11 protein-coding genes are annotated in these 12,482 nt (G+C 63.4%); 7 read left to right on the top strand and 4 right to left on the bottom strand.

Going from position 1 to position 12,482, the window contains the following annotated elements; genetic code table 11:
• The first annotated feature begins 90 nt into the window (after positions 1-90).
• The 6 genes from JTF07_RS15340 to JTF07_RS15365 all read left to right on the top strand — a co-directional run bounded on the left by JTF07_RS15340 (position 91) and on the right by JTF07_RS15365 (position 5,826).
• Entirely contained in the window at positions 91-1,728 is a 1,638-nt protein-coding gene (locus JTF07_RS15340; RefSeq protein WP_204235068.1) for a GMC family oxidoreductase, read from the top strand.
• Positions 1,729-1,805: 77 nt separating this feature from the next.
• Positions 1,806-2,522 (top strand): IclR family transcriptional regulator, encoded by a 717-nt coding sequence (locus JTF07_RS15345; RefSeq protein WP_204235069.1) that lies wholly within the window; start codon positions 1,806-1,808, stop codon positions 2,520-2,522.
• Between the two features lie 215 nt (positions 2,523-2,737).
• The gene (locus JTF07_RS15350; protein WP_204235070.1) at positions 2,738-3,970 is read left to right on the top strand and encodes a styrene monooxygenase/indole monooxygenase family protein; all 1,233 of its coding nucleotides are present in this window, start codon (positions 2,738-2,740) and stop codon (positions 3,968-3,970) included.
• Between the two features lie 41 nt (positions 3,971-4,011).
• Positions 4,012-4,329 (top strand): EthD family reductase, encoded by a 318-nt coding sequence (locus JTF07_RS15355; RefSeq protein WP_204235071.1) that lies wholly within the window; start codon positions 4,012-4,014, stop codon positions 4,327-4,329.
• The gene (locus JTF07_RS15360; protein WP_204235072.1) at positions 4,326-4,832 is read left to right on the top strand and encodes a flavin reductase; all 507 of its coding nucleotides are present in this window, start codon (positions 4,326-4,328) and stop codon (positions 4,830-4,832) included. The genes JTF07_RS15355 and JTF07_RS15360 overlap by 4 nt, the downstream gene beginning before the upstream one ends.
• Before the next feature lies 1 nt (position 4,833).
• A complete protein-coding gene (locus JTF07_RS15365; protein ID WP_204235073.1) occupies positions 4,834-5,826 on the top strand; it encodes an AraC family transcriptional regulator in 993 nt (330 codons plus the stop codon).
• A gap of 123 nt (positions 5,827-5,949) precedes the next feature.
• On the opposite strand, the gene JTF07_RS15370 is transcribed toward JTF07_RS15365, so the two are convergent.
• Together JTF07_RS15370 and JTF07_RS15375 are read right to left on the bottom strand one after the other, a co-directional pair.
• A complete protein-coding gene (locus JTF07_RS15370; RefSeq protein WP_204235074.1) occupies positions 5,950-6,774 on the bottom strand; it encodes an SDR family oxidoreductase in 825 nt (274 codons plus the stop codon).
• Positions 6,771-8,183, bottom strand: coding sequence for a flavin-containing monooxygenase (locus JTF07_RS15375; RefSeq protein WP_204235075.1), 1,413 nt, complete (start codon positions 8,181-8,183; stop codon positions 6,771-6,773). The genes JTF07_RS15370 and JTF07_RS15375 overlap by 4 nt, the downstream gene beginning before the upstream one ends.
• Before the next feature lie 47 nt (positions 8,184-8,230).
• Here JTF07_RS15375 and JTF07_RS15380 point away from each other — a divergent pair, with 47 nt between their 5' ends.
• Positions 8,231-8,980 (top strand): TetR/AcrR family transcriptional regulator, encoded by a 750-nt coding sequence (locus JTF07_RS15380; protein WP_204235076.1) that lies wholly within the window; start codon positions 8,231-8,233, stop codon positions 8,978-8,980.
• A gap of 51 nt (positions 8,981-9,031) precedes the next feature.
• On the opposite strand, the gene JTF07_RS15385 is transcribed toward JTF07_RS15380, so the two are convergent.
• Both JTF07_RS15385 and JTF07_RS15390 read right to left on the bottom strand, forming a co-directional pair.
• Positions 9,032-9,982, bottom strand: a complete 951-nt coding sequence (locus tag JTF07_RS15385; protein WP_204235077.1) for an aldo/keto reductase — start codon at positions 9,980-9,982, stop codon at positions 9,032-9,034.
• Positions 9,983-10,086: 104 nt separating this feature from the next.
• Entirely contained in the window at positions 10,087-12,441 is a 2,355-nt protein-coding gene (locus tag JTF07_RS15390) for a thiamine pyrophosphate-binding protein (RefSeq protein WP_204235078.1), read from the bottom strand.
• Positions 12,442-12,482 lie beyond the last annotated feature (41 nt).

Consider the following 12,482-nt stretch of genomic DNA (forward strand, 5'->3'; position numbering starts at 1 on the left):
CGCGCACACGCAGTGTCCCTGCTTGCCTGTGCGTGCAGAGTTCCGCTCCGCCCCCTGTTGCAGCGTGAGACAGGTCTCTATTCTGACGTCATGAATACCACCGCAGCAGACAACGCAGTCAGCCCAACAGGTTCGATCACCGAGCACAGCGAGACCTTCCCGACCGACCTGCCCGACGAACGCTTCGACTATGTCGTCGTCGGCGCCGGATCTGCCGGGTGCGTGATCACCCGCAGACTCATCGATGCAGGCAAGAAGGTCTGCCTCATCGAGGCCGGCGGAGATGAGACGAACCCGAACATCGATCACCTCAACACCCTCGGCCTGATCTGGCATTCGAAACAGGACTGGGACTACTACACGACCCCACAGCCGGCGGCCATGAATCGCAAGATCCACCTGCCCCGCGGAAAGGTCCTCGGCGGATCGAACGCGCTCAATGCTGTGATCTGGGTTCGCGGCGATGCCTGGGACTACGAGCAGTGGGTGGAATCGGGCTGCCCTGGCTGGTCCTGGGACGAAGTCCTGCCCGTGTTCAAGGCCATCGAGAACTATGACGGCGAACTCACGGACAATCGGGGCACGGACGGGCCCATGGACGTGCGCATCGGCTACGAGCGCAATCCCATCCAGGAGGACATGGTCACCGCCGGTGAGCAGATCGGTCTGAGCTACAACCCGGACTACAACTCCGGCAGCGTCGAGGGCATCTCCCGGATCCAACTCAACGTCCGCGACGGCAAGCGATTGAACACCTGGCGCGCCTACCTCAAGCCCCGCCTCGGCGATGGGAATCTCACGATCCTGACGTCGACGCACGCACGCCGGCTCATCGCCGACGACAAGCAGATCACCGGGGTCGAGGTGGACTTCCGCGGACGGGTGGGCACGATCACCGCCGAGGAGGTCATCCTCACGTCCGGTGCGCTGGCCTCACCCGAGCTGCTCCTGCGCAGCGGCATCGGCCCTACCGAAGAGCTGCGCGAGGTCGAAGTCGATCCCATCCACGACCTGCCAGGGGTGGGCAAGAACCTCCAGGATCATTGGCTCTCCCCGGTCATCTTCACCACCGGCTCCGAGCCCGTGCCGATGGGTGAGATCGCCCCCGCCGAGGTGCATCTGTTCTGGAAATCGAAGCCTGACCTTCCGGTGCCCGACACCCAACCACTGTTCTTCTCAGTACCGATGTATGCCCAGGATTCCGCGCCGAATGTGCAGTCGGGCCCGGACAACGCGTTCACCCTCCAAGGTGGGATCGTTCGTCCCGAGTCCCGTGGCGAGGTCACTCTCAGCGGACCGAACCCGCAGGACCCGACGCTGGTCAACCCGAATGTGCTGACTGAGCAGGCCGATGTCGACGCCCTCGTAGCCTCGGTGAAGCAGTGCCGGGAGATCGGACGCGCCGAGGCGCTGTCAGCGTGGAAGCCGACCGAGATCTTCCCCGGCCCCGAGGTCGCCGATGAGGATCTCGAAGACTATGTCCGAGGATCTGTGGTCACCTACCACCACCAGGTCGGCACCTGCCGAATGGGTCAGGATGATGCTGCCGTCGTCGATCCGCAGTCGTTCAAGGTCCACGGACTGGCTGGCCTGCGGATCGCCGATGCTTCGATCATGCCGCAGGTGCCCACCGGCAACACGAATGCGCCCACGATCATGATCGCCGAGCGTGCAGCCGCCGCCCTGATCGGCTCCACGGTCGAGGGCATCACTGCGCCGGGACAGTAGCAGATCGGCACGTACGCCCTCCTCGCGATTCCGTTCGGATAGGATGAACATCCGAGGCCGTAGAGGAGGGCAGACGCGTGAGCAGCAACGAAACCGATCCCGCGCCCAAGCCCGGCCGCGGAGTTCGATCCCAGACGCTGGAGCGGGCCCTCGACGCGCTTCAGCTCCTTGCCGATGGACGACAGCGCACCAGCAGGGAACTCGCCGCGGAGCTCGACCTGCACAGGTCCATCGTCTATCGAATTCTTCGTACCCTGGAGGACTATTCTCTCGTCACGCGCAATGAAGACGGACGGTTCCGGGTCGGATTGGGCATGACTGCCCTGGCAAAATCTGGAATCGGCGACGTCGAAATCGAAATCACGACGGTCCTGCAGGAACTGTCGAATGTCACCTCGGCGACGGCGATCTTCTGCGCGCGACAGCGCAACGATGCCGTCGTCCTGTCATCGACCCGACCGGGGCAGAGCCCTGCCTCTGTCGCTGTGCGAACGGGCAGTCGCTTCCCAGTGGACAACAGCGCGCCCGGCCTGGCGATCCTGTCCCTGCAGGAGCACAGTGAGCACGATGCCGACGAGGTGGCACTGGCCAGGCAGACGGGCTACGTTCACACCAAGGGGAGACCGTTCGTCGGACTCGAAGCCCTCGCCGCTCCCGTGAGAATGCCCGACGGACAGGAAGCCAGTCTTTCCCTCCTGTTCCCTGTGGGCGACAAAGACGTGCAGCTCATGGTCAACGAACTGCGGATATACAGCGAACGCCTGACGTCTCCCGCGAACGATTGGCAGCTCTGACTGCTCGCGTCCTTGGCCGATGACCGCGTCGATGGCCTGAACCTCCACTATCCGTTTTGCGAAAGATGCCAGCTTTATCCCTGGCACCATTGTGTGCGGTACGCCACTTTCGGTAGATTCATTGCTCACATAGAGAGCAGAAACTTTCAATGTGCTCGATATGCGAACACGCACGAATCTACTGTCGGACATCGACGTCCATCCGAGAGGAATGAATGATGAAGAGCATCGGGATCATCGGCGCAGGAGTTGCCGGACTCCACCTGGGTCTGCAGCTGCGGCAGCATGGAATCGCCACGACCATCTACACCAACCGCACAGCCGAAGAGGTGGCCGATGGCAAGGTGATGAACAGTGTCGCCCATATGCACGTGACTCTCGAGCTGGAAGAGGACCTCGGGATCAACCACTGGACCGAGGACCAGTACTACTACACCCACCACTACCACTACAACGGCTGGGGCGAGGAACGGACCTTCCAGGGTCAGTTCGCGTCACCCTCACGGACGCTGGACTATCGAATCTATCTGCCCCGGCTGATGAAGGATTTCACCGACCGCGGCGGCGTCATCGAATATCGTGATCTTGCAGTCCCCGACATCCAGGACCTCAGCGAAGTCCACGATCTGGTCGTGGTCTCGACCGGCAAAGGCGAAATCGGCGCAATGTTCCCCAAACGCGCAGACAGGTCACCTTACGATCGCCCTCAGCGCAAACTTGCGGTGGGGTTCTGGAAGGGCGTCGAACGCTGCGATCCGAACGGGGTCGGGGTCAGCGTGGTTCCCGGCGTCGGAGAGCTCCTTGCCATTCCGATGTGGTCGTTCTCCGGCGATGTCATGGCCCTCTTGTTCGAAAGCGTGCCCGGCGGCGCACAGGAACCGCTCACCGATCAGCGCTATGCGGATGATCCTGAGGCCTACCGCCAGCTCACGCTCGACATGCTCAAGGAGCATCACCCCACCGTCTACGACCGAGTCGACCACGACGAATTCCGCCTCCAGTCCGACTCAGACAAAGACATCCTCCAGGGTGCATTCACTCCGGTGATGCGCGAAGACTACGCTCGCCTCCCCAACGGCAAGTTCCTTCTGGCATTGGGCGACGTGCACCTGACCATGGACCCTGTACAAGCACAGGGCGCGAACTCAACCGCCTATTCAGCTCGAGTCGTCGGCGATGCGATCATCGAAGACGATGTCTTCGACGAACGTTTCATGAAGAAGGTGGCAGCCCGTCGCAATGAACGCCTCGAGGCCGCCAACGACTGGCTCAATACAATCATCCACACGCCCACCCTTCCGCAGATCCCGAAGCTCTTCAGCGCCATGGTCAACAACCAGGAGCTGACAGATGAGTTCACCGAGAACTTCAACCACCCGATCCGTCAGATTGATCTGCTGGCCAGTGAAGAGCGTGTGGACGCGGCCATTGAGCGCACTTCTGCCTGATTCCCGCACTCACCGAATCGATCCCAAGACTGGAGCCGACCATGCACAAACTTCTCGTCCTCTACCCCGAGCCCACCGACCGGGCCGCGTTCATCGACTACTACACCACGACCCATCTGCCGCTCGCCAAGCAGCTGCCCGGAATGCTGAGCTGGTCGTACTCAGTCGACATCACCGCGGATGAAGACGGCAATTCACCCTATTTCGCGATCTTCGAAGCAGAATTCCCCGACAAGGGCACCTTCGCAAGCGCAATGGCCTCACCGGTAGGACAGGATGTCGCCGCAGATGTGGGCAACTATGCCACGGGCGGGGCCACCATCGTCGATTTCGCACTATCAGGAGGAGAAGAGTCATGAACGACCTCAACGACGTCCAGCAGCAGTTCCGTCAGGCGATGGCGCACCTGGCCGCGGCCGTGAATATCGTGACCACCGAAGGAGACCACGGAAAACTCGGCATCACGGTCAGCGCGGTCTGCTCGGTCACGGACTCTCCGCCCACAGTGCTCGTGTGTGTCAACCAGCGCAGTGCTGCCCATGACGTCTTCACGAGCAACGGAGTGGTGGCGATCAACGTCCTGGCCGCCGAGCAGTGCGAACTGGCTCGTCACTTCTCCGGGGCGACCAAGGTTCCGATGGAGGACCGGTTCGCGTGGGACATCTGGGATGACGACACCACCGCACCGACCCTCAAAGACGCTCGGGTCGCCCTCGTCGGCCACATCCAAAGCACAATGACACAGGGCACCCACTCCGTGCTCTTCGTCGAAATCGACTCGATCCGAGTCAGGGATGACGCAGAGGGGCTGGTCTACTACGGTCGCGGCTTCCACCGGGTCAGCGAGCTGACAGCGATCTGAGATGAACGACAGCTCAGCCGACCGCAGCCCGGACCTCGATCTGTCGCCGAGGCGGCTGCGCGGGCAATCGCCTGAAGAGGCACGGGAAGTCGGCACCGAGCTCTACTACCCGCACCAGCTGCGCATTCGGGGAATCGGCTCTCGATTCGAGATGCGGGCAACGGCGACCAAGGTGGGCCCTTTGTCGATCGGGACGCTGAAGTATACAGCTCCAGTCACAGTCGAGACCGGCCCTTACGAAGACGCCTACCAGGTGAATATCGCGTTGAACGGTTCGTTCCGGACGTCGGCAGGTTCAAACGCCATCGTGGCAAACCGATCACGGTGCGCCGTCTACAGGCCCGATGTCGATACGGCATTCAGCGGCTGGGACTCTCCCTGCACAATGTTCACCGTCAAGATCGAACGATCCGCATTCGAGCGCATCACTGCGCAATACCTCGGCACCCAGGTGTGCTCACCGATCGACTTCGAACTGCCGATGACGATCGATAGGGGTGATGGAGCCGCGTGGATGCAAGCGGTGCGCCTCCTATTGACTCTGCCCCAAAGAGAAGACACCGGTCCTCTGCTCATCGATCACCTCGTCGAAGAGACCGTCGTCGGCCTGCTGTGGACCGGCGAACATTCACTGCGTCCGCAGCTGCACGGGACGTCGCCGGCATCCGTTTCGGCCTTTCGCCGGGGCGTCGATCTCATTCATGCGATTCCGGAGGAGGCGCTGACACTTGAATCCCTCGCCCGATATGCAGGCGTCAGCGGGCGGTCGTTGCAATTGTCGTTTCGACGAGAGCTGGATCTCTCACCGATGAAGTACCTCAAGACTGTCCGCCTGGACCGAGTGGCCGAAGCACTTCGAGAGTCGAGCCCCTGCGACTCTTCCGTCTCCGAGGTGGCTCGACGATTCGGGTTCACCCACCTGGGCCGTTTCGCCGCGGACTACGCCCAGCGACATCGAGAGAAGCCGTCTGAGACGCGCAGACGTCACTCATAGCCCTCTTCAGGCGGCCGGGCACTGCTCGTCGTCGACTCCACCAGCTGGCGATGTTCATCGCCGCGATAGTCGTCTGAAGGACCGCGGCCTTGAACTCACAGGTCCGCTCATCGGCTGAAGAGATCACCGCTGCGAGCCAGTGAATCCCGCTTCGTAGTCCCGACGCTGATCCTTGCGCGCCTGGAGCTGGTTGGGCACAAGGGCGGCGCAGATCCGGTCGTGGATCGGTCTCGGCAGGAGATTCACGACTCGCACTGCTGGGCCGATGAAAGCCGGAACGGTCACCTCGAAGCGGGGCCGGGCGGCGGCTCTCACAACGGCCCGGGCCACCTCGGTGGGAGTGAGCAGTTTGGCTGCCCCGCTCGAAGTACCTGCGGCAAGAGCTGTGTCGACGACGCCGGGCATGATCGATGTGACGTGGACACCCGTTCCGCGCATCTCCGCGCGCACCGCTTTGAGGTAACCGAGGACACCGTGCTTCGTCGCAGCATAACTGGCCTCACCAGGGGTGGGGAGGATGGAGCCTGCTGAGGCCACGGTGATGAGGTGACCCCGCCCCCGGGCCAGCATGCCTGGAGCCACGGCCTTGATGCCGTTGATGACTCCGAGCAGGTTGACCTCGATCTGCGCCCGCGTCGCGGTGGCGGGCTCATCTGTGAAGGACCCGACCCACATCAGCCCCGCGTTGGCGACGTAGATGTCAATGGGGCCGAGCTCCCTTGTCACCTCGGCCAGGAACGCGTTCTGGCAATCCGGGTCCGTGACGTCGAGTCTGCTGGCGTGGACTCCCAGCTCCGCAGCGGCCTCCCGGGCGGCGTCGAGGTCGATATCACCGATGGCCACTCGTGCCCCGGCAGCTGTGAACGTCGCTGCGATCTCTCGGCCGATGCCGTGGGCCCCACCGGTGATCGCCACGACTCGGCCTGTCAATGTCCGTGTTCGGCTCACGCCGCCACCTTTCCTCTGCGCATTTCGCGCTCCAGTTCCAACAGATAGTGATCGAAGTCGACCTGCATCGTGTGCCGGGGCGAATCGTAGAACGCTCGTTTGTTCCTCCGATCGTCCTCGTGCATTCGGCGGGTCACGTCCTGCCGGCTCGGCAGTTCGTACTCGCCTGTGAGCGCTTTGACGACCAGTCTGCTCTGTGCTTCGGCCAGCGGCATGACGGCACCGATCGGCTGGAGGAGACCGATGAAGAACAGGCCGGGTCGATCGGGGTGGATCATGCGCTTGAACAGCGGCAGGTCATTGCCCTCGGCAGAGATGAGTTCCGGATCGAAGAAGGGAAAGTTCACCCGATATCCTGTCGCCCACACGATGAGATCGGCCGGTGCCTCACTTCCATCGGTGAACACCACCCGATCACTCTCGAGTCGTTCGATGCTCGGTTTCACTGTGATCGCACCGGCACCGAGGCGGTCCCTGATGGCGTCCGACTGCACCGGATGCGATTGGCCCGGTGCATGGGGCGGAGTGGGCAGACCGTATTTTCGCAGTCCCCCGGAGAGCATCGCGGCGATGCGCAGGCGAGCGCTCGTGGCCCACCAGGGCGCCCAGCTGGGCAGGGCGATCTGATCGGCGGCCATTCCGAAGAGAGTCTTCTTCAGCACCCATTGGCCGCGGCGGATCGAGAGGTTGACGCTGCGCGCCCGGTGAGATCCCTCGACGGCGATGTCCAGCGCGGAGTTGCCTGCACCGACGACCACAACATCGCGACCCTCGAGCTGGTCTCCGCTGCGGTAGTCGTGGGCGTGGATCTGCTCGCCGTCGAAGCGACCCGGGTACTCGGGCTCGGGCCAACGCGCATCCCAGTGATGGCCGTTGGCGACCATCACGGCGCCATAATGGCGGGTCTGGGTCGACGCAGTCTCGTCAGGTTCGGCGGCGATGCCGGCATCAGCGGAAGAGGCGTTGGTGGAACAGATGTCGACATCCCAACCACCGTGTTCACCTCGTCGAACATGGGTCACCTCGGTGGTGAAGGTGATCGTGTGGCCGAAGCCGAAGTGGGCGACGTAGTCGCGGAAGTAGGCATGGACCTGGTCGTGACTGGCGTAATCGGGGTAGTCGGCTGGCATCGGGAAATCGGAGAAGGCCATGCGGGGGCACGAGGTGTTGATCTGCAGGGTCTCGTAGCAGGCGCTGACACCGTTGGGGTTGTCGTAGAGCCAGTTGCCACCGAATTCAGTGCCCTTCTCGAAGCAGTCGAAGGGAACTCCAGCTGTGTAGAGGGCCTTGGCCGCGGCGAGGCCCGAGGCTCCGGCGCCGATGATGCACACCCGCGGCAGTGCAGGGTTCGGTGCGATCTCCTCGGTGACCGCCGGGGCTCGATGTTTCTGTCTGACACTGTAAGGCATGTCACAATACTGCCATTGAAAATCAATATTTTCACTACACTGGAGTCATGAACTTTCGAGATTCTGCACGGCCCGCCGAAATCTCCGGCACGTCCGCCACGGGACTGTGGCGTGGGACTTCACGAACCGACCGTGATGGGGCCCGCCGGGAAAGGCTTCTTGAGGCCGCCCTCAAACTGTACGGAACGCTGGGCTTTCGCGGAACGTCGATCCAGGCACTGTGTCACGAGTCCGGGGTCTCGAGTCGGTCCTTCTACGAACTCTTCCCTGCCCGCAGATCGGATGCGCAGCAGGAGTCGCTGTCGGCGCAGGAGTCGCTGCTCGAACAGCTCTACATCGTCCTCAACGAGGAGATCGGCGAGGCAATGACGTCATTGACGATCCCGGCCGAATCAGACCTCCTCGACACGACCGTGCGCATCGTCTCCGCCGCGCTCATGCCGATGCTCGCCGATGAGCGCAAGGCTCGCGTCCTCGAAATTGAGGCCGTCGGTGTCAACGAGTCACTCGAGGCGAGGCGGCGTGAAACGATGCGCATGCTTGCAGCCGCGGTCGATGTCGCGTTCACACGCGTGGCCTCGACGTTCGATCTGTCGCTGCCTGGAGCGTCGCCGCGCTGCGACGACGGCGGCCTCACTAGCCTCATCATCGTCGGCGGAATCACCGAAGCCCTGGTTCAGCGTGTGCACACCCCCGTGCCGGAGCGGATGCCCACGGCTGACTTCCTCATGCACGTCTCCAAGGTTGCCCTGCGCGCCTATGGCGCGGGACCGGATATGGTCGCCGGGTCAGCATAGACGTTTCCGCGGAGGTGCGAAGGCGGGCCACCAGTGCGGATGGTGTCACATTCAGGCGAAGGGAGACGAAGCCCGATCGAGGCGCGAGAGCTCCACGGGACTGAGATCAAGGTCCGGGGCCGCCATCAGGGCATCGAGCTGTTCGGGTGTGCGCGCCGAGACGATCGGGGCGGTGACTCCCTTGGCCAGCAGCCAGGCGAGCGCAACGGTTGCCGGTGCCGCGTCATGGACTTCAGACACGGCAACCAGCTCATCGACGACGGTGAGGCCATCGGCGTTGAAGTATCCCTGCACCAGACCGCCCCGGCTGGCTCCCTCGAGATCGTCCTCCGTACGGTATTTTCCGGTGAGGAATCCTGCGGCAAGGCTGAAGTAGGTGAAGACGCCGAGGTTGTGCTCATCGGCCAGCGGCTGCAGCTCGGCCTCGTAGTCGCGGCGGAACACGAGGCTGTACTGAGGTTGGATCGCCACGGGTGTGGCCAGGTTCTCCTGCTCTGCCACGGCCAGCCATTGGGCCAGACGGTCCTTCGAATAGTTGGAGACGGCGACATGCTTGGCCTGACCGGCACACACGATCTCATCGAAGACTCGGGCCACCTCGGCGATGGGGGTCACCTCATCATCGCGGTGGGCGTAGTAGAGGTCGACGTAGTCTGTCTGGAGTCGTTCGAGGGAGGCATCGATGGCGGTGCGGATGTACTCAGGATCCTGTGTCCTGTGATCCGGATGGTCACCGACCTTCGTCGCGATGACGACCTTGTCCCGGTTCCCGCGGGCGGCGAGCCAGGTGCCGATGATGGTCTCGGACTCTCGCCCGGTGTTCCCGGGCACCCATGCCGGGTAGGACTCGGCCGTGTCGAGGAAGTTGCCGCCGGCGGCGACGAACGCGTCGAGCACGGCGTGTGATCCGACTTCGTCAGCGGTCCACCCGAAGGTGTTCGTCCCCAGATTGATGGGGAAGATGGTGAGGTCGGTGCCGGGGATCTGCAGCTGCTGCGTCATGATGGTCCTCTATCGGCTCAGGGTCGGGTTGCCTGCTTCCTGCAACGATGACCGCGGGAGGATTATTTCCCGCGGTCAGGCCACCACACCTGCTGAGGTGCCGCTCAGCTGCGGACTGCATCGAGCGCCGCGAAGACGATCGATTCGGTGTCGATGCCGTGATAGCGGTAGACATCGTCAATGTCGCCCGACTGCCCGAAGGTGCTCACGCCCAGCGCCACATGTTCGACCTGATTGACCGTCGCGAGGAATGACAGCGTGTGCGGGTGGCCGTCGAGGACCGTGACCATGGGCACCGCGTTCGAGGCAGGGAACACCTGATCAAGAACCCAACCATTCCCACCAGCGGCAGACCCTCCAGCGGACTCCATGGCTGGAGAACGGCGCTGCCCAGATCTCAGCGCACGATAGAGCAGACCGGGGCTCGTCACGCACACGACCTCGGCCTCGATTCCCATCTCGGCGAGTCGATCGGCCGCCGCGAGCACCTCGGTCATGAGAGCGCCCATTCCGACGAGCTGCACGACCGGTCGGGTCGAGGACCTGAGCCGGTAGGCCCCGGCGATGACCTGCTGCCGGCGACGCTCCCGAGCGGCAGGATCCGTGGGAACGCGGGCCAAACTCTGGTCGACGGCGCGAGTGGACAGGCGCAGGTAGGCCGATTCGCCGCCGGGCCTTCCCATGAGCGACATCGCGTGCAGCAGCGACCATTCGACGTCCTGCGCGAAGGCCGGTTCATACGTGACCAGCCCCGGCACCTCGATGCCCGTCGACGGAGTGGTGATCGACTGGTGCGCCCCGCCTTCCGGAGCCAGCGTCACTCCGGATGGAGTGCCGACGAGAATCGACTGGCCACCGGCATAGATGCCGAACGTCCACGGCTCAAGCGCCCGATTGACGAACGGGTCGTACATCACCCCGATCGGGAACAGCGGCTCGCCCCAGCGGCTCCACGTCGCACCCAATTCGCCGAGAAGTCCGACGAGGTTGGTCTCGGCGATGCCGAGCTCCATGTGCTGGCCGTGTGCCGATTCGTTCCACTGCAGGATCGTCTCCGCATCGTCGGCGAACCAGTTCTGTGCCGCGTCCGCGCTCCACACACCGACCTTGTTGACCCATCCGCCGAGGTTGGTCGTCGATGACACATCGGGACTGACGGTCACGACCCTGCGTGCTGTCTCCGGCGATTGCCGACTGAGGTCCATGAGGACCCGACCGAGCGCCGACTGCGAGGACGAGGTCCCTTTGTGCCTCCGTTCCAGATCGCGGGGAAGCTCGACCGGTGCGGCCGGCGCGAATTCAGGCCGGGCCAGTCGCTGTGCGGCTTCGGCCACGACTTGACCGGCGGGGGTGTCGGAGTCGAACCGCGACCACGGCGACTGCGGATCCTGGCCGCTGAGTTCGGCCAATGCCGAATACTCGGCCTCGTCGATGAGCGCCGAGTGATTCTGCGGATGGCCGGAGCTCGGCAGCCCGAATCCCTTGATCGTGTAGGCGATGACCGCGGTAGGACGAGAGTCGTCGATCTGCGCGAAGGCCTCGAGCAGGGTCGGAATGTCATGACCACCCAGGTTCCTGATCGCGGCCAAGAGCGTGGCATCGTCGAGGTCGGAGATGAGGGCCCTCAGCGCTTGACCGCTCTCGCTGTCATCGTCACTTCCTGCTTCTCCGGGCAGCCGAGTGCGCAGTTCATCGGCGCTGCAGCGCAGGATCCGCTGATACTCGGGATTGGACATCGTGAGGATGCGCCGGCGCAGCGCGTCCCCGCCCTCACGTGCGAAGAGATCTTCGAGCAGACGCCCGAACTTCACCGTGATGACCTGCCACCCGGCGGCCTCGAACGTCGCCTCGATCCGTCCGGCGGCGATGTCTGGGACGACGCGGTCAAGCGACTGCCGGTTGAGGTCGATGATCCACACGATCTCGCCGAGATGCTTGACTCCGGGATCGTTGACGGCTTCCCAGACGGCTCCTTCGTCGAGTTCGGCATCGCCGACGAGTGAGTACTGCCGTCCGGTGCCGATGTCGCGCAGGCTGGAGTCGACGTAGCGGCGGGCAACGGCTCCCCAGATCGGGGCAGTGGCACCGATGCCCACTGATCCCGTCGAATAGTCGGCCGGGACCGGGTCCTTTGTGCGACTCGGGTAACTCTGGAGGCCGCCGAACTCCCGCAGCGTGGTCATCTGCTCTTCATCGAGTTCGCCGAAGAGATAGTTGATGGCATGCCACACGGGACCGGCATGTGGTTTGATGCTCACGCGGTCCTCGGGCTGAAGTTCGTGGAACCACAGCGCGGTCATGATCGAGGTGATCGATGCGCATGAGGCCTGATGGCCGCCCACTTTGAGGCCGCTCCGGTTGGGCCGGACTCGGTTGGCGTGGTGGATGATCGAGGTCGATAGCCACAGGATGCGGTCATGGATCTCGTCGAGGGCGTCGAGAGCAGAGCGGTCGGACACGTATTCCTCCTTGAATGAACTGTCTGGCGCGTACGCCGGTC

Source organism: Brevibacterium sp. RIT 803 (assembly GCF_016892625.1).
Classification (GTDB): Bacteria; Actinomycetota; Actinomycetes; order Actinomycetales; family Brevibacteriaceae; genus Brevibacterium.

Bases quoted from the DNA above. Each gene is read 5' to 3' on its own strand.
- JTF07_RS15340 (WP_204235068.1), top strand. From the start codon at position 91: ATGAATACCACCGCAGCAGACAACGCAGTCAGCCCAACAGGTTCGATC.
- JTF07_RS15350 (WP_204235070.1), top strand. From the start codon at position 2,738: ATGATGAAGAGCATCGGGATCATCGGCGCAGGAGTTGCCGGACTCCAC.
- JTF07_RS15355 (WP_204235071.1), top strand. From the start codon at position 4,012: ATGCACAAACTTCTCGTCCTCTACCCCGAGCCCACCGACCGGGCCGCG.
- JTF07_RS15360 (WP_204235072.1), top strand. From the start codon at position 4,326: ATGAACGACCTCAACGACGTCCAGCAGCAGTTCCGTCAGGCGATGGCG.
- JTF07_RS15365 (WP_204235073.1), top strand. From the start codon at position 4,834: ATGAACGACAGCTCAGCCGACCGCAGCCCGGACCTCGATCTGTCGCCG.
- JTF07_RS15375 (WP_204235075.1), bottom strand. From the start codon at position 8,183: ATGCCTTACAGTGTCAGACAGAAACATCGAGCCCCGGCGGTCACCGAG.
- JTF07_RS15380 (WP_204235076.1), top strand. From the start codon at position 8,231: ATGAACTTTCGAGATTCTGCACGGCCCGCCGAAATCTCCGGCACGTCC.
- JTF07_RS15385 (WP_204235077.1), bottom strand. From the start codon at position 9,982: ATGACGCAGCAGCTGCAGATCCCCGGCACCGACCTCACCATCTTCCCC.